The sequence below is a fragment of the Marinomonas polaris DSM 16579 genome (assembly GCF_900129155.1).
Lineage (GTDB): Bacteria > Pseudomonadota > Gammaproteobacteria > Pseudomonadales > Marinomonadaceae > Marinomonas > Marinomonas polaris.
The window spans coordinates 268979-288018 of record NZ_FQVF01000004.1 but is presented as its reverse complement, the minus strand read 5'-3'; the positions used below and the strand labels follow the sequence as shown (position 1 = coordinate 288018).

At 45.7% G+C, this 19040-nt stretch carries 11 protein-coding genes; 1 reads left to right on the top strand and 10 read right to left on the bottom strand.

All coding sequences use genetic code 11. The annotated features are described in order from the left end of the window. Positions 1–25: 25 nt before the first annotated feature. The 9 genes from pbpC to BUA59_RS05090 all read right to left on the bottom strand — a co-directional run bounded on the left by pbpC (position 26) and on the right by BUA59_RS05090 (position 15465). The gene (gene pbpC, locus BUA59_RS05130) at positions 26–2314 is read right to left on the bottom strand and encodes a penicillin-binding protein 1C (protein ID WP_072838652.1); all 2289 of its coding nucleotides are present in this window, start codon (positions 2312–2314) and stop codon (positions 26–28) included. Continuing rightward, positions 2314–7173, bottom strand: coding sequence for an alpha-2-macroglobulin family protein (locus tag BUA59_RS05125; RefSeq protein ID WP_072838651.1), 4860 nt, complete (start codon positions 7171–7173; stop codon positions 2314–2316). The genes pbpC and BUA59_RS05125 overlap by 1 nt, the downstream gene beginning before the upstream one ends. A 171-nt stretch (positions 7174–7344) precedes the next feature. Next, positions 7345–8373, bottom strand: coding sequence for a peptide ABC transporter ATP-binding protein (locus tag BUA59_RS05120; protein WP_072838650.1), 1029 nt, complete (start codon positions 8371–8373; stop codon positions 7345–7347). After that, entirely contained in the window at positions 8370–9338 is a 969-nt protein-coding gene (gene dppD, locus BUA59_RS05115; protein ID WP_072838649.1) for a dipeptide ABC transporter ATP-binding protein, read from the bottom strand. The genes BUA59_RS05120 and dppD overlap by 4 nt, the downstream gene beginning before the upstream one ends. 11 nt (positions 9339–9349) lie before the next feature. Beyond that, positions 9350–10264: a dipeptide ABC transporter permease DppC gene (gene dppC / locus BUA59_RS05110; RefSeq protein WP_072838648.1), complete on the bottom strand. Its 915-nt coding sequence runs from the start codon at positions 10262–10264 to the stop codon at positions 9350–9352. Between the two features lie 10 nt (positions 10265–10274). Then, positions 10275–11285 (bottom strand): ABC transporter permease subunit, encoded by a 1011-nt coding sequence (locus BUA59_RS05105; protein ID WP_072838647.1) that lies wholly within the window; start codon positions 11283–11285, stop codon positions 10275–10277. A gap of 120 nt (positions 11286–11405) precedes the next feature. Continuing rightward, entirely contained in the window at positions 11406–12998 is a 1593-nt protein-coding gene (locus BUA59_RS05100; protein WP_072838646.1) for an ABC transporter substrate-binding protein, read from the bottom strand. 521 nt (positions 12999–13519) lie between these two features. Then, positions 13520–14389: an NAD(P)-dependent oxidoreductase gene (locus BUA59_RS05095; protein ID WP_072838645.1), complete on the bottom strand. Its 870-nt coding sequence runs from the start codon at positions 14387–14389 to the stop codon at positions 13520–13522. Positions 14390–14844: 455 nt separating this feature from the next. Next, a complete protein-coding gene (locus tag BUA59_RS05090; RefSeq protein WP_072838644.1) occupies positions 14845–15465 on the bottom strand; it encodes an SGNH/GDSL hydrolase family protein in 621 nt (206 codons plus the stop codon). Positions 15466–15559: 94 nt separating this feature from the next. Here BUA59_RS05090 and BUA59_RS05085 point away from each other — a divergent pair, with 94 nt between their 5' ends. Further along, positions 15560–16990, top strand: a complete 1431-nt coding sequence (locus BUA59_RS05085) for a coniferyl aldehyde dehydrogenase (protein ID WP_072838643.1) — start codon at positions 15560–15562, stop codon at positions 16988–16990. Positions 16991–17053: 63 nt separating this feature from the next. Here BUA59_RS05085 and BUA59_RS05080 read toward each other — a convergent pair whose 3' ends face one another. Continuing rightward, on the bottom strand, positions 17054–19039 hold the full coding sequence (locus tag BUA59_RS05080; RefSeq protein WP_072838642.1) for a methyl-accepting chemotaxis protein: 1986 nt from the start codon (positions 19037–19039) through the stop codon (positions 17054–17056). Position 19040 lies beyond the last annotated feature (1 nt).

The window sequence follows — 19040 nt, the reverse complement described above, 5'->3', positions numbered from 1 at the left end:
AGAGCGAAGATATAGATCTCTATTTCTAATAGAGAAGAACCGAAAATTCGACTTGGTCTCTTGAGCCTGCTTGGTCTATTAACGTGAGTTGATAGTTGCCGGATTTTAGGTCTTTTAATGTGGTTTTTCTTTGCTGGTCGGGTAGCAACACGCCGTTTAAAAACCAGTAAAAAGGCGCTTCTCCTCCTTCCGCAGAAAGGGTGATTTCTTGGTTTTGTTGCTTCGGTAGCTGGAACGCATCCTGATTTGCAAGCCCGTAGATACGCACGGCAGATTGACTGACTAGATTGCCTGTTGTTTCACATCTAGGATCCCAGCTCGGTATTCGAGATGAACGGCGTTGTTCCAAGCTTAGCCAATTATCCAAGGGCGCAGGCCAAACGGTTACCTTATGACGTTTGGCGTTAACCTGACAGCTTATATTGACTCGTAACTTGGAATCATCTGCTTGCCAGAATTGAAATTCAGATTGGTTGAATGGCTGCTGTAGCGACGCAGTGTTATACCAAGTCTTAGGAATGGTGCCGTCAAGAATATAAGCACTGTGGCTCTCCTCACAAACCGTTTTAACTATGTCACCTTGTGGCCAGCATATGTCTACTTTAGACACGCTGTCGGGCATCAGAGGATCTGGGCGTCGATCATTGAGCCGTTGATAAATATTGTTTAATAACGGCACTGCGGTAACTTGACCGTAATGGCCGGGCATGGGAACACCATCGGGTCTGCCAATCCAAACGCCTAATGTATAATGTTCGCTCACCCCAATCGCCCACGCATCGCGGAATCCATAGCTTGTTCCGGTTTTAACCGCCAAGCCAGAAACAGAACCTGGATTATCTAATAATATTTTTCGAATAACCCAAGCAGCGCCCTCGCTCAAAAGAGGTTGCTGTGATTGTTTATCTTCAGTACTAAAACGCAGATGCTGTGCTTGGCCTTTGTTTCCAATACTGGTGTAAGCATAGACAAGATCTTCTAAATCAGAGCCAACGCCACCGAGAGCCACCGCCAAATTAGGCTTCGCTCCGGTCGGGAGTTTCAACTCGATGCCTGCTTTTTTCATTTTTAAGAAAAAGTAAATGGGCTTGAGCTGCTCCAATACTTGTACCGCTGGAATATTCAGGCTTGCTTGCAAGGCATGAGCAACGGATACTGGCCCACTGACACCACCATTGAAGTTGTCGGGTTGATAGTCCCCGAACTTGAGAGGCACATCCATTAATAAGCTTTCGCTATGAATTAAGCCTTCATCCAATGCCATGCCGTAAATAAAGGGTTTAAGTGTTGAACCTGGCGAGCGAGTAGCCTGAACCATATCCACGTAAGCGAAACGGCTGCTGTCATTGAAATCGGCTGATCCCGCGTAGACTTTCACCTTGCCTGTTTCGTTTTCGACAACCAATGCGGCTGCCGAAACTTTCTGACCAATACCATGGACATAATTTCTGAGCAAATTGCTGATCTGACCTTGCCATTGAGAGTGTATAAAAGTTTCTATCTGGGGCGATTTGTTGTGTGTCACTAACCTGCGAGCGAGCAAGGGTGCAGATTGATAGTCTTGTTTGGTTACAGCGGGAATGTCTTCGATTAACGCATCGTTTAAGCGCTCCGCAGACCACTCTTCCAGTGTTACTAAGCGGCGCATCAATTTGTCCCGAGCTTGCTGGGCGCGTTCGTTATGTCGGTCTGGTCGGTAATAACTGGGCGCTTGCGGCAAGACCGCCAAAAGTGCTGCTTGGGCGTCAGTCAGTTGTTTTACCTTATGGCCAAAGTAACCCAAAGAAGCGGCTTGAATGCCTTCATAGGTGCCACCAAAAGGCGCATGGTTGAGGTAATAGGTGAGGATGTCTGCTTTGCTAAAGTGCCATTCTAACTGCAGAGCACGGACGATCTCTTTGAGTTTTCCCCATACGGTTCTGGCCTCTGGATAGCGAATACGAGCCACTTGCATGGTTAACGTTGAGCCACCAGAGACTATTTCTCCTGTGCTAATCCATTGCCAAGTGGCACGAATGAGAGCAAAAAAATTGACGCCGGGGTGATGGTAAAAATATTGATCTTCGTAAGTGATCAGCGCTTCTAGGTAGTTTGGGGAAACCTCGTCTAAGGTAACAGGAAAGCGCCATACGCCGTTGTCATCAGCAAAATTACGCAAAATCGAACCATCCTCGGCGAGAACAGTTTGACTCAGAGAGCGGGATTCTAAATCGACTGGTACAACCCAGTCGTATAACAAGAAAGACAAAAACAACAGTATTCCGGTGATAGGCAAATAAGCCCATAACCGGAATCGAGCCTTAAAACGAGCCATTAACGAGGCAGTATTTCCAAAGTATTAATCGACGTACCAATGGCACGGTAATTAGGACGATACATATCTTCTACAAAGGGCGGTGCAACCTGATAAGTACCCGGTGTGACAGCTCGGGCTAGGTAATAGAGCTTCTTCACGGATTTATCGGAAAGGCTCACGGAAGCCACAAAGCGATCATCCCGATACTCTTGATACAGCAGGTTATTTTCACGGAAGTAGCTACCAAGCGGCTTTTCGTCAATCATAATGCTATCCAAATCGACGCTGGCATTGCTTAGGTTTTGGTTCTCTAATTCCAAGCCCGCTGGCAAAAGATCAACTATCAGGGCATCAGGAATGCGTAAGTCATCATCAACTGTGGCAACGTTTAATTCCACAATGACCAAATCGCCACTGGTTAATGTGGTTGGCGTCGTCGGTTTGCCAGTTAGGTCGTAATACTGTCGGCTAATGCGCAGCCCTTCGCTGTATGGCTCTGGGGTGTTTTTAGGTGCGCCTTGGTATTGCAGGCTGACATACAATTTTTGGTCGTCTGCGGTAATGCCTTTGAGCTTGCGCAATTGGTCTGCATCAAACACAGAATTGAATGCCTGTTCTTTTACTAGCGACTGTTCGTCAGATGGTAATTGGATGGTGGCGCGCCACTCACTGCTTTTTTGTGCGTACTGACTTGCGACCTTCAATAAAGCGATGCGCTCTTGAGTACTGAACCAACGCTTGCTTTGTAGGCTCTTAATCATCTTATCGGCAAGGTTTCCGTCATCCAGTCCGAGTTCTAAGGCAACTGCAAGACTTAAGGCTTGGTCACGCATCACAGAGCCATAATCTCGGTAATAAGCGTAACGCTTACGTTGGGTGTTTAATGCTAGCTGGCGTGCTGTTTCTGCTCGGTTTTTATCATTTAATTGGCTTAAGGCGCCGGCTAAGTGCATCCAAGCAAGTCCAGATTCGTTTAGTTCTGTTGTCGATGATTGATCAAAGAGTCGGCGCACAAAGCTCAAGCTAATAGCATCCGCTTTGGCTAAGACAAACGCGGCATAAGCGCGATAGGAGAACTGATAATAATCAGAGCTTTCGCTCCACATGTCGCTTTCGGGGTTATTGTTGACAAAGAAGGTCAATCGTTTGATCGCACGGCTCAGCATATCGTCATCAATGACAATGCCTTGTTTACGCGCATCGACTAAAAACTCTGTAGCATAAACGGTGCCCCAGCGAGATTCCCAACTGCTCGAATCCCAGTAACCGAAGCCGCCATTGCTCAATTGCTTTGACTTAAGTTTTTCGATTCCGTCCTGGATTTGCTTTAGACGGAAGGCTTCGCTAAAGGGTTGCTTAAATTCTTGTTCAATACTGTCATTCAAATCGAGCTGATTGACCATGTCTTCGTTTAACAATAGCCAAGGATAGGTCGAGCTGGTGGTTTGCTCTAAACAGCCATAAGGATATTGTAATAAGTTCTCGAATTGGCTTCTAAAGTTGATCGCAGGGCGATTAGAAATCGTTAACATTGCTTGAACACTGTTGTCTCGCAATGAGCTGATATCAAAGCTCGGCTTCCATTGCTCGCCTGGTTCTAGCGTCGCACGTAATTGATTCGTTGCCCAAGGATAAGGGCTTCGTACGCCAAGTCGCCACGCTCGCGTGATATTGATGTCGTCGCCATTGGTGGCATTAAGCGTAATAACACCTTGGCCTTCCATGTCAGCCCCTGTGATAGGAATGGAAAGCACGGTTTTTTCTTTATCGGCAAGCTCTAGGCTCTGCTGCAAACCTTCGCTAATGACAGCGCCATTTACTTCCACACTGACATCAAATGTCTGCTTGGCATCGGAAAGGTTGTGCAGGTCAATGCTGATTTGGCTCTTATCACCCATGGCAAGAAAGCGCGGCATGGTAATTTGCGAGACAAGCTTGTCCGCGACAATCATTTCTTTATGGGCGCTGCCGTAACTGTGATCGCCATAGACCACAACCATCCATTCCAATTTGCCATTGAAATTAGGCAGATCAAAACTGACATCGGCTTCGCCATTGACGAGAGCAACCGGCTCACTCAGGAAGGAGATAATTTGCACATCAGATTTTGGTTTTTTACCGCCGCGGCTGAGCTCTGCATCGGATTCATTAAAGGCATCGCCACCAAATTTCTGGCGAATCATGTCATAACCTAGGTTATTTATGATCTTGCCATAGATATCGAAATACGCCGATTCAAAACGGCGCGGAGCATAAAAATACTGCTCAGGTTGAGGTGGTTTATAGCGCGTAATATTCAGCACACCTTTATCAACAAGAGCGACCGTTGCATAAAGTGGTTGATTCCCAAGTTCTGATATATTCGCTACCTTAATATGTGCGCTAACTACTTTGTTTGGCTGAACTTTTTCTTCGGTGGTCAGCTCTACGTCGGCAATGGCATCTGGGCGAATGATGGGTAAGTGCACCATCCCTAAGGCGCGTTTTGGTGCGACTTCGGTGACTTGGTCCGCTGGCGTTAACACCATCACCGTGACGTATAAGTCGTGTCGATTCCAATTTTGTTGTACATCGAAGCTAACTTCATTTGTGCCTTTTTCGATGTTCTTATGCAGGCTGTATCGAACTCCGTTAGTGGATTCCACATTGATAATGCCATCGCCAGCCACTGGGCTGGTTAAACGCAAAGTTGCTTTATCGCCTGGCTCGTAGTGGTGTTTATCTAATGACATTTGCAGCATGTCGGGTTTTAAATTGCTGCTACTTTGGTTATCCCAACTCCATTCTGTCTCAAACTCAAAGGTGCTCTTTGTTCCCGTTTCAGAGGTGACTTCCAAAATATACGTGCCCCATTGCACAGGGAAATCAACGGTGACAGCGTCGTTTTTCACGTTAATATTTTCATTACCGACCGTATAAATATGGCTCTGATAATTCCAGTACCAGCCTCGGGATTCGTTGTATTCCCAGAAGTATTCGCGGTAATTTCGAGACAGGCGAACACTGAGCTTGTCAGCAACCGGTTCCCCTTCTTGATCGACACTTAATAATTTAAATTGCAACGTTTCATTGGACGCTGGTCGATCTTTAAATAACGGCTGGATGCCAACCAATTTTTCGTAGCTTGGTAATTGTATGATGTTCTGATTGCGCGTTACCGGACGGCCGCCACTTTCGTAAACGCTGGCGCTGACAAGATAGCGCAATGGTACTGGCGTGTTGGCCCAATTGTCGGGGATGGAAATCACTCCTTTGCCATCTTTATCCAGTTTGATAGGGGCTGTTTTCAGCGTGCGGCCATTGATTTTTTCGTTGGCATTGCCGAAGTAGTAATCTTTTAGCGACGGAAACGGCGTCGTCGAAGGTGTGACAGTGATAACCGCATCGGCATCATTGCCTGCTGCAGGCGCGCCATAGAGATAATCGCCTTGAATCGGAACATCAAAACGGCCTTTTGGAGCATAGCGAGTTTGATTAGGAACATCATCGTAAAAGGACAGCGTTAGGGTTTCCGGTAAAAAATCTTCGACCTGAAACCAATAGGTATCCACATAATCGTCATTAATACTGACTTCAAGACGCCATTTTCCTGTTGGCGCGTTGTCGTCTAACTGGAAGTCTGTTTGATAAAGGTTGGTGCTGTCAGGTTGCCAAGTGAACTGTTTTTTGTGTTCGCCACGAGCATCGTAAAGCTTGGCCTGCAGGGGCAAATTCGCCACTTTTTGGCCGTCAAAATCGCGCAGTAATAAATTAATCGAGACGTTTTCACCAGGGCGATAAAGGTCTCGCGGGCCGTACATAAACATCTGGTAAGGGCGATGTAAGCTTGGCACATTTGGGTAGGCGGATAAGTCTAATTCATCACGGTCTAATTTTAAGAAGGTAATGCTGTCGCCATGACGAGCAACCACGGATTGTGGCAAGTCGTTGGTCGATAATTGATAGCTGCCATCTAGACCACTTGTGGCGGTTTGATCGTGCGCCGCTTGTTTATCTGTTTTTGGCCATAAAAAGCGTAAGTTCACACCAGACATTGGTTTCGCAGAAGCAATGGAGTGACTGTAAACCACCAAAGAATCTTTGTATTTTCTGGCGTGTAAACCGATGTCTGTGATGGTGAAAACCGCCGTGTCGTAGGCGTAGTCATAATCACCTGGCTTGCGGATAACGGCCACATAAATGCCTGGGGCGTTTTTTTCTAAGACAGGATCTAGGTTTAAATTGTAGGTCTTACGTTGATTGGCTTTGGCATCATTTTCATAGCGTGCAGAATGGACTAAATCGGCGTACTTTTTTAACCGATTGAGGCTGTAGTAATCATTCATTCCTTGGAAAGACGTTTCATCAAGAAAACGATCTAAAGCGTCATCACGAACCCGAAATACATCTAAGTCCACCGATTTTTGATTGATAACAGTGACTGGAATGCCATTTTGAATATTACCGACGAGAAAGCTGCCTTTACCGGAAAAATTGGCGCCGGGAACGATTGCACGGGTTTTAACTGTTCGTTCAAAGCTATGAAGATTGCCTTCACTGTCTTTCTCGGTTAGTACTTTTCCCGCAAGCGATTTTGGTTTTGCGTCGACTTTAATGGTGTATTCGGTGCTGGGTTCAACAAATGGCAGTACCCATTGGCGACCATTATTTTGCGGTATCCAGATATTGCCAGTGGTGGGATTGGGTGTTACAGAAATAGATTTGCTTAGGTCGCTTTGAGGATCAATCGAATCGGTAAAGCGAATAACCAATGCGGGCGCGTTGTCTTGAGTGGTTTCACTGACATCTGATATATAAAAATCCGCCGCGTGGAGCGTGCTGGAAAGCAGTAACAAACTCATCCAAATTAGGTGAAGACCGGATAGAACTGACCGCATGACAAGCATCCCTTTTGCGTTTATATGAAGCGGATTCTATTAGCTCATACTATGGGTTACAAGGTGCAATAGATCACGGATTATGACATGAACGAAGGGCGGGCATTAAAGTAGATCAAAAAAACGCCCTTTCGGGCGCCTTTAAAACTCATATATCTTAGATTGGTTTGCTTACGCAGCACCCACCTCAATAGCTTCAATACGATTCTCTTCCACAGCATGACAAGCAATCATGTGGCCTTGTTCTTGCTCCGCTTGATCGTCTAATCGTAGCAATGGCGTTTCGGTTTTACAGCGGTCGTTGGCATAGCTGCAGCGTCCGTGGAAAGCACAGCCAGAAGGTGGATTGAGCGGTGAAGGCAGTTCGCCTTGCAGCTTAATACGAACGCGACGTTTGTCTGGTGAAAGCTGTGGCGTACTAGACAACAAAGCTAAGGTGTAAGGATGTTTTGGGTTCTCGAACAGCTGTTCGCGAGTCCCTTGTTCAACCACTTTACCTAGATACATCACCATGACGTCGTCGGCGATGTGTTCCACCACAGACAAATCATGAGAGATGAACACATAGCTCAAACCAAACTCTTCCTGCAAATCCATCATCAAGTTCAATACTTGCGCCTGAACCGACACATCCAGCGCGGACACAGGTTCATCGGCCACAATGACATTTGGGTCGAGCATCAAACCACGAGCGATAGCGATACGCTGGCGTTGACCACCAGAAAACATGTGTGGGTAACGGTCGTAATGTTCGGTTTTTAAGCCGACTTTCGCCATGATCGTGAGAGCTTTTTCTTTGCGCTCTGCTTTGGAAAGCTTGGTATTAATCACCAATGGCTCTTCCAAAATAGCACCGATCTTTTTGCGTGGATTCAGCGAGCCATAAGGATTTTGGAAAATGATTTGGATCTTCTGACGTAGCTTCGCTTGAGCGTCTGCGCTTAAGGTTAGTAAGTCTTCACCAAGGTGCGCTAGCTTGCCGCTGGTTGGAGTTTCAATCATGGTAAGCATGCGGCCAAGGGTGGATTTACCACAACCAGATTCGCCTACTACCGCCAAGGTTTTGCCTTTTTCAAGATTGAAGCTAATACCATCAACGGCTTTCACTACCGCGTCAGGCTTAAACAGACCTTGTTTGACGTGGTAATGCTGTTTTAAATCTTCGGCTTTCAAAATTAACTTGCTATCGGATTGGTTCATGCGGCTGGTCTCCCTTCGCGGTCCAATGGCGTATGGCATTTCACTTGGCGATCAAGGTCGCCTTGGTTCGCAGGTTCAACCTTGCGACAATGGTCCGTCGCATAAGGACAGCGTGGGCTGAGCAAGCAACCCAATGGGCGATCATATTGACCTGGAACCACTCCTGGTAACGCTTCAAGGCGTGCTTTGCCGGAGGCAGACTCAGGCAAAGAAGCCAGTAAGGCTTGCGTGTATGGATGTCTTGGGGTGCTAAAGACTTCCGACGCTGGACCAGATTCAACGATTTGTCCTGCGTACATAACGATAACGCGATGAGCCACTTCGGCCACAAGAGCCAAATCGTGAGTGATCAACACCAAGCCCATTTGCTTCTTGCGTTGTAGCTCGATCAATAGATCTATGATCTGTGCTTGAATGGTCACGTCTAGCGCGGTTGTCGGCTCGTCTGCGATCAATAAGCGTGGATCACAGGCAATAGACATGGCAATCATCACACGCTGGCTCATGCCGCCTGACAGCTGATGAGGGTAATTATCCAAACGTGATTCCGGTGCCGGAATGCCTACTTGCGTTAATAACTCAATAGCGCGCGATTTTAGTTCTTTCTTGCTGCCGCCTTGATGTGTCTTTAACGCTTCAATGATCTGGTAACCCACAGTGAAACATGGGTTAAGGCTGGTCATCGGATCTTGGAAGATCATCGCAATGTCGGAGCCAGTTAGCTTACGACGTTGCTTTTCTGGCATGGCTTGCAGATCTTGACCATCGAAGGTCAACTGATCTGCGCTGACTTTTCCAGGGAAGTCGATCAAGCCCATGATAGACAATGAACTTACACTCTTTCCTGAGCCAGATTCCCCAACGATGCCGAGAACTTCCCCTTCTTCGACCTTGTAACTAATGTTATCTACGGCGCGAAAACTGCCGAAGGTAACGCTTAAATTTTCCAACTGTAACAGTGACATAACAACCTCTCTTACTGTTTCAACTTGGGATCAAGGGCATCACGCAAGCCATCACCCATGAGGTTAAACGCCAGTACTGTGATCAAAATCATCAAACCGGGGAAAGTAACCACCCACCAAGCGCGCTGAACAAACTGCAACGCATCGGCTAACATCGAACCCCATTCTGGGGTTGGTGGTTGTGCGCCAAGGCCAAGAAAGCCAAGGGCTGCCATATCTAGGATGGCGCTGGAGAAGCCTAACGTTGCTTGCACGATTAACGGTGCTAAACAGTTTGGCAAAATGCAGACAAACATCAAACGCAGCGGACTAGCGCCGATGACACGAGATGAGGTGACATAATCGCGAGACATTTCTGCCATGGTTGCTGCACGGGTTAAGCGTACATAATGTGGCAGCGAGACAATGGAAATCGCCAACGCCGCATTCACAATGCTTGGCCCTAAAATCGCTACGATCGCAATCGCCAACAATAAGCTTGGCATTGCCAACATGATATCGACGATACGCATGATGGCTGTGTCTATCATGCCTCTGAAATAACCTGCTACTAGACCAAGTAGAATGCCCATTATCAAAGACGCAGTTACCGCCACAAGGCCAACGGCAATAGAAAGACGTGAACCATAAATCAAGCGAGACAAGATATCTCGGCCCACATCGTCCGTACCCAAAACAAAAGACCAGTTACCGCCGTCTAACCAAGCGGGTGGCAATAACAGCGCATCACGATATTGGTCAGATGGGGAATGCGGCGCAACAAAGTTAGCAAATACCGCCATGAAGCAAATGATCGCAATAACGATCAAACCTGCCACCGCGCCTTTGTTGCTACTGAAATAATGCCAAAACTCTTGGAATGGCGTCATTGGCACAGGTGCGGTCAATGGAATGTCTGTCGTGGACGTTTTTGTAGATGTTGTCATAAACGCCTCCTTATCGGCTGTGTCGAATTCGTGGGTTAACAATGCCGTAAGTGATATCTACCAAGAGATTCACGACAATGATGATACAAGCGACAATCAAAATACCGCCTTGTACAACGGGGTAATCACGGCGTCCGATAGACTCGATTAACCATTTACCAATGCCCGGCCAAGCAAATACGGTTTCGGTTAGAATCGCACCAGATAACAAAATACCCACCTGCAAACCAATTACGGTAATCACTGGGATCAAGGCGTTACGTAACGCATGAATTACGATGACTCGCCAAGGAGCGATGCCTTTCGCTCGAGCGGTACGAATGTAATCTTCGCTCAATACTTCTAACATAGAAGAACGTGTCATACGGGCGATAACCGCCATAGGAATGGTGCCGAGAACGATACTTGGCAAGATCAGATGCGAAACGGCAGAAGAAAACGCGCCTTCTTCACCTGATAATAATGAATCAATTAACATGAAGCCGGTAACGTCGTCTATCCAATACACCACGTCGATCCGTCCGGATACCGGTGTCCAACCCAGGTTAACGGAAAATACCAACATCAATAACAGCGCCCACCAGAATATGGGCATTGAATAACCGGTGAGAGAAAACGTCATCACCGAATGATCAATCACAGTTCCCCGTTTAACCGCGGCAAAAATGCCCGCAGGCAAACCAATCAGAATCGCAAAAATAGCGGCACAAAATGCTAACTCAATGGTAGCTGGAAAAAGCGTTAGGAATTCTTTCATTACCGGTTCTCTGGTAATGAGGGAGTTGCCTAAATCACCTTGTAAAACGCCAGTGACATAGTGGTAATACTGAACATATAACGGCTGATCAAAGCCTAGTTGAGCACTTAATTCGGCGTGGCGTTCTGCACTCACTCCGCGTTCGCCGGCCATGACTTCAATTGGATCACCGGGGATTAAGCGAATAAGGGTAAAAGTCAGCAAGGTAATCCCGAGAAAGGTCGGAATGACGAGGCTTAAGCGACGGAAAATAAATTGGAACATAAAGGACTGGCTCTCTTGGGATGTTATGCGATCGAGCAATCTGCTCGGTCAGCAAAACACTTACTCACGTCCCAGCGAGTAAGTGTTTTGTTGTCCAAAGGACATATTTCTAAACGTTGGTTATTTGCTGACGTTGTAGAAGTAGTGACCGCCAAGTGGGTCAATTTTGTAGCCTTTAACTTCTTTACGAATTGGCTCGTAAACCACTGAATGAGCGATAGTGATCCATGGAGCTTCACGTTTGAAAACAACTTGAGACTCTTCGTACAACTTAGTACGTTCTGCTTTATCCGAAGTTTGTTTCGCTTTTAGAAGTAAGTTGTTGAACTCTTCGTTACACCACTGCGCACGGTTAGCACCACCAACAGCATCACAACCTAACAATACATATAGGAAGTTATCTGGGTCACCATTATCACCAGTCCAACCTAGCAACACGGTATCGTGCTCACCTTTCTTAGAACGGTTTAAGTATTCACCCCATTCGTAAGAAACGATTTCTGCTTTCACACCGATTTTGGACCAGTCTTCTTGCATGATTTCAGCCATACGACGCGCATTTGGGTTATATGGACGTTGTACTGGCATTGCCCAGATATTGGTTGAGAAACCATCTGGATAACCCGCTTCAGCAAGTAATTTTTTCGCTTTTACTGGATCGTATGGGTAATCAACAACGTTTTTGTTGTAAGACCACATAGTTGGTGGAATTGGGTTTTTAGCGACTTTACCAGCGCCTTGGAAAACAGCATCGATGATCGCGCTCTTGTCAGTAGCTAAGCTTAGTGCTTGGCGAACACGAGGATCAGTGAATGGTTTTTTCTGCGTGTTAAATGCCAAATAACCAACGTTCAAGCCTTCTTGGCTCATTAGGTTGATATTTGGATCCGCTTCCATTTGCTTAAGATCAGCTGGGTTTGGATACGGCATAACATCACATTCGCCCGCTTTCAATTTAGCGTAACGAACAGAAGCGTCTGGTGTGATAGAGAAAACAAGACGATCGATTTTTGCTTTACCTTGCCAGTAGTCTTTAAACGCTGTGTAGCGGATCAAAGAATCTTTTTGATACTGAACTTTTTGGAAAGGACCAGTAGCAACTGGATCAATGTCCAATTTTTCTGGTGTGCCGGCTTTCATGTAAGCGTCGGCTTGTTCTTTAGAGAAAATAGACGCAAAGTCCATTGCAAGGTTAGCAATGAAAGGCGCTTCTGGTTTCGTCAAAATGAATTTCACTGTGTAGTCGTCGACTTTCACCATCTCTTTAATCAAGGTATCCATGCCCATACCAGTGAAGTATTCGTAAGAGCCGCCTGACACACTGTGGTAAGGATTTTCTTTGTTGCCTTGACGGTCAAAAGTAAAGATTACGTCGTCGGCATTAAAATCACGTGTTGGTGTGAAGTCTTTAGAAGTGTGAAATTTCACGCCTTTACGCAAATGGAAAGTGTATTCAAGGCCATCGCTTGATACATCATAGCTTGTTGCTAAGCCTGGTTCAGTTTCTGTCGTACCCAATTTGAATTCGACTAAACGGTTGAACATGTTTTTCGATGTCGCATCGAAAGTAGTACCAGCAGTATAAAATGCCGGGTTAAAGCCCTCAGGGCTACCTTCTGAACAATAAACCAGTGTTGTTGCAGCGTGAGCGGAAGTGCTGATTGCTCCAGCGGCCATGAGTGCAAGCGTCAGTTTTGCTAACCCTTTTTTCATTGTAACTCTCCATTAGCATAATTATATTCGTGTCGAACACGTGGGAAGTCGAATCAAGGTATTCGTTACTTTTGTGATTATCTTGGCAGGGTTAAGAGCCATCTTTGTCGTTCGAGTCTTTTACAGTTTTAAAACAAACCCCATCCAAACTCCTAGTTCGAATGGGGTTGCTCTGCCTCGTCCCTGAGCCCCCTTTAGCTATAAATGATGAGCCTGAATAAACAGAAGCATCAAAAATAGCGTCTCTGAAGATTACTCAAGCCAATTTAAATAACCAATCGAAATAACGATATGGCCTATGCGTGTAATGAATACAGAATCTCTATAACGAAGGGGAAGCCTTGAGCACAAAGGTTTTGCAGGAAAAAACATAAGTAAGGAATGTGAAAGAAAAAGGACAATTTTTTATAAAAAAGTTTAAAAAGGAGATGAGACATGAGGTTGCCAACTAGTTTGTTGGCCTTTAGGAAGACCGTTTAATGCTCCATCACCGAAACATTAAACGACCTAAAACACTAAAATTAGGCTTTTTTATCGAGCGCTTTCACTAGAACAGAGGTGTCTTGACGACCACGACCTTCTGCTATTAGTGCTTGGTAATCCTGATCAACGGCCTGGGTTAATGGAATCTTGATGCCCATTTTTTCAGCTTGAGCAAGACACAGACCTAAATCCTTATGCATCCATTCAATGGCGAAACCAAAGTCAAACTCGTTTTTAGCCATGGTTTCGCCGCGATTCTCTAATTGCCAAGAACCCGCAGCGCCATGTTTTAAAGTCTCAACTAATGAAGCGATGTCTAAACCGGCTTTCTGAGCAAAGCGAATCCCTTCAGACAAACCAGACAACACGCCGCCAATAAGAATTTGATTGACCATTTTTGCTATCTGACCATTACCCACTGAGCCCATTAAGCTGGTGGCTTTTGCGTAGCAATCTAATACAGGCTGAGCTTTATCTAGATCGCTTTGCTCGCCACCCATCATTACGGTTAATACGCCATTTACTGCACCCGCTTGGCCACCAGAAACGGGAGCATCCATGAAGTAGAAACCACGTTCTTGAGCGGCTTGATGAAGCTCTTTTGCCACTTCTGCCGAAGCGGTCGTGTGATCAATAAAAAGCGTGCCGGCTTTTGCTTGTTGGAATGCGCCGTCTTGTCCTAAATATACGGCGCGTAAATCGTCGTCATTACCCACGCAGGTTAATACAATGTCGGCGTCTTGCGCAGCAAGAGCAGGAGTCGTCGCAAAGGTGCCAGTGTATTCTTCACACCAGTTTTGAGCTTTTTGAGTAGATCGATTGAAAACCACAACTGCATGACCCGCTTTACTCACATGACCAGCCATTGGGTAACCCATAGTTCCGAGTCCGATGAAGCTTACTTTCATTGCTTTTCTCCTTACTACGTTTGTTCGAGATATGGATCTGATAGACAAATTTAATAAACAGATCATACGGATTTGCTTAGCAATTACGAGGTACAAAAAACAAGGAAATGGAGCATACAGAAGCGGATTATTGCTATTTGGGTAGCATTTCAGGCGGTGTTTTGATAAAGGGCGCTCACTCACTCTTCCTGTGGATAACTTTGTGCAAGAAAATTTGAGTGAGCGATTATTTCGTAAAAAAGCGAGTATGAACAAAGAATCGTGCATATTTTATACGATTTCCATTCTTTCCTTTTGCGCTTATAGATCTTCCCTTCTTTGTCAATAGCTATAAACGACTTAATCTGATTAAGTCCTCTTAATAATATTATCTAGTTGCGATTGGTTCGTTTTTATAGAAATTGCCTCATTTATTGAAATTTATTAAAAAATCAATATAAAACAAATGCTTAATCTTATATTTCCATTTTTATCAAAGAATATATCGAGTTTGCTAATTGCTCATTTGCTTGCGTGTCTAAGTGCACGCCATCAACGTCACTTGGCTGTAAGACCCCAGCAGCATTGAGAAAAATACATTGGTTGCGAATGGCGATATCTTGGTAGTACTGATGAAAATGTTGTGATTTTTCAATGGCACCGTCAAAACTTTCGGCCATAGAGCCCGTTGGGGATAAAATATTTGGCGGAGCGATCACTACAAGGGTTGGGACTGGGAAATCGTGAGTATTTGGTATTCTTGACTTCTCGATCAGTTTTTCCACACCTTTTGCTGCTTCATAGGCTCCAATATGGAAGTGTCGCTTCAAATCATTAGTGCCCAACATCAATATTAAAATATCGACAGGGCCAAAGGTTTCTAATGCCGCTTGAAGGTACGCTAGGCCATTTCTACCTTCTAAGAAGGGATCATTCCAGATCGTCGTTCTGCCTGGCAATCCAAAGTTAATCACTTGATGTTGTTGGCCTAATAAGTCGTTTAGCATGGTTGGCCAGCGTAGGTGTTTTGGGTAACGTCCTCCGTTAGGTACTCGGCCCCAAGTAAGAGAATCTCCGTAGCATAAAATAGTCGCCATGATGTGCTCCTTGCATTCGTTATGAGTCATTAGATAGTGTAGTAAATAAGCGGCATTTGATCATAAAATAATAACGAGTGTTGAAGAGGCCATCATGAAAGTAACACCTGCTATTTTTTCTTCTAAAGACGACATCTACTCGGCATTATCTCGCCTGAAAAATGTGGCTCAGCAAAACCCCTTACCATCAGCTGAAGAGCGTCGACAATGTCTTACTCGTTTGCAAGCGGCGTTAATGGATCATGAAACCTCTTTATTAGACGCCTTGCAGAAAGATTTTGGACAGCGCGCTCATGAAGAATCTAGGTTACTTGAGCTTGTTCCTTTGCTTGGTGAAATAAAGCACGCGAAACGTCATCTTGTTAAATGGATGAAACCTTCAAAGCGCAAAGTCCACATCAGTACCTTGCCAGCTAGCGCTCAGGTGTTCTATCAGCCAAAAGGTGTGGTAGGTGTCATCTCACCTTGGAACTATCCCGTGTTGCTGTCTCTGGGGCCTTTGGTGGGCGCATTGACTGCTGGGAATCGTGTGATGATGAAACTATCGGAGTTTTGTCCTCAAACTAATCAGGTGCTACGCGACATAGTTACTCACGCTTTGGGGGAGGATTGGGTGGAAGTGGTTGAAGGTGAGGCAGAGATAGCCAACGAGTTTAGTCTGTTGCCATTCGATCATCTCTTGTTTACTGGTTCGACGTCCGTGGGGCACATTATTATGCGCAACGCCGCCGAGCATTTAACGCCTATTACTTTGGAGCTAGGCGGTAAATCTCCTTTACTGGTCGCTCCGTCGGCGGATTTACGTGATACGGCTAAGAAGCTAGTGTTTGGAAAAGTGCTCAATGCAGGACAAACCTGTGTCGCACCAGATTACGTTATGTGCCATTCCGACCAAAAGCAGACCTTAATCGATTATATAAAGCAGGAACTTGCGGATTATTATCCAGAAGGTGTGTTGAGCCCTGATTACACGAGTTTAATTAACGTCCGCCAATTAGATCGCCTAAAAGGCTATTTAGAGCAAGCACGAGCTGCTGGGGTCCAATGTGACAACTTGATGCCGCAAGGGCCAGAGGAAAGCGACGGTAAGCTGGCGTTGTATGCGCTGCATCAACCAAACGATGCATTGAGCGTGATGCAGGATGAGATTTTCGGGCCTTTGTTACCGATTCTCACCTATGCTGATATGTCAGAGGCCTTGTCTTACATTCAGCAACGACCTCGTCCTTTATCTATGTATTTGTTTACGCAACAAAATGAAGATCAAAGGCGCTGCGAGGAAAATATCACCAGTGGCAGTTTGGTAATCAACCACACTTTGGTTCAGGTGGCACAAGCGGACTTGCCGTTTGGTGGTATTGGCGCATCGGGAATGGGCGCTTATCACGCTGAAGAAGGCTTTCGCACCTTTTCCCATAGCAAGTCGGTATTACACAAACGTGGGCCGAATGTTCTTGCCTTGCTGCGTCCACCGTATCGGCGTCGTATTCATCGGTTAGTCGCAAAATTTAGGACATTCCTGTAAACGTAAAAAATCCCACACTAACTAATTAGCGTGGGATTTGTCGTTCTACTGTATTTTATGTATCTATTTCAAGGCATTGAGTCGATTGGCAATGGCATCGATCTCTTGGCTCATGCGGCTAAGATGACTTGAATCGCTGGCGTTGCTGCCAGTGAGTTCTTGTAATCGAGACACAAATTGACTCAAATCATGAGATACTTTTTGCTGTTCTCCAGCCGCCACCGAAATTTGTGTCGCCTGATCGGTGATTTGAGAGAAGGCGCTAACGACTTGCTGCAAGTGGCTAGCCGTTGACTCTGCTGTTGCTACTGCACGTATGGTTTCGCTATGGCCCAGTTCCATAGAGCTGACAGATTCTTTCGACGCGATTTGTAGACGCCCTAGGACTTGTTCAATTTCCACGGCAGAGCTCTCACTCTTAGCCGCAAGGTTACGTACTTCATCTGCAACCACTGCAAAGCCTCGACCTGTTTCCCCTGCCCGAGCTGCCTCAATGGCAGCATTTAGTGCCAAGAGGTTGGTTTGCTCGGCAATGGCTCGAATAACACCCAACATGCCGTTCGCACGGCGGCTATCTTCGTCTAACTGAAGAATGTTGGCTTGTGCTTGCGTCATAGCGCTGGTAAGAGAGCGCATTGTTTCGATAACGGTATTCATTTCATTACCGCTGTTGCGTACGTCTTTGTGGATGCGCTCAACAGTTTCTCTGGTTTCATTGGCGTACATGGCAACATCATGAGAGGTCGCGCCCAGCTCTTCTGTCGCTGCCGCCAATGTGGTGTTTTCATCACTTAGGCTGTTGGCTTTATTTAAAAAGTCATTGCTAAATGTGCTTAAGCGACCAGCATCTTTCACTAGGTTGGCAGATTCAATATGAATCTGTTCTAGTAATTTTTTCAGCTTATCGCCATAGGCATTAACGGCCTGACGTAAATCGCCTAGCTCATTTAATTTGCCGACTTCAAGTTCTTGGGTGCTGCCGCCATCGGCCAGCTCTTGAATTTGCTGAGTAGTTTGGTTGATCTGACCAAGCAAGCTGCGGAAGTAAGAAATGGCAATGATGCTAACGACGACTAATAAAGCACCAATGACAATCATCAGGAACAAGCCCATGCTTTGAGCGATTTCTGTCATGCGTGCTTTAGGAACGACTAAACCGATCGTCCAGCCCGTTTGTGGGTGCTTAAAAAGATCGACGTAGGCCGCTCCATTTAATATGTCATCATGATCGAGCGTGATTACTTGCTGCGAGCCACTGATTTTATCTAATGCTGACTTTAACCAAGGTAACTGATTGCCAAGCTCAGCCGCAGTCAACATACTGCCATCGTTTTTGACTAAATTGGCTTTGCCTTTAGGGAAACTCAGCATTTGCCCAGCTTGATCAATGGCAAATACATAGCCTTGGTTTTCGGCGCCGTATTGTTCAAGGGTGTTGGTGATGCCATCTAGCATCATATCCACCGTGGTTACACCCGTGAACGTATTTTTTTCTTTCATTGGAATGGTACAGGTCACCATTGGAATTTTGGTGACCGGATCAATGTAAGCCTCAGACCAAGTACAACGATTAACGGGAGACGTTTTACCAACGGTATACCAGCCTTCATTTTGATAACCAGAACCTGCAGGGTCATTATAATCGTCCAGATAGCTCATCTTAGAACCATCGCGGCCCCAGAAAAAACTACGACGCTGCGTTCCTTGAGTAAAAGCAGAAGGTTCTGGCCAGATACCACCACCGGCGATACTTTTGTCGTCATGGTTATTAATAATGCTCGGGAATACTTTTTTAAATAAGGCTTCGTCTTTAGGAAGCTCAGAACTGGCCAAAGCCAAAGTACTGGTCAGCAATTGAATTTTTTCTAACTTCGCACTGAGTAATTCACTCAATCCTTTTTGATTAACGGAAATTTGTTGTTGGCGTTCTGCAGTTAAGTCGGGTTTTACTTTCGTTTCTATAACAATATAAATACTGGCGAGAGCGAGCAATAGAATGACCACTAAACCAATATTAATCTGTTGTCGGATTCTAATGGGTGACTTCATA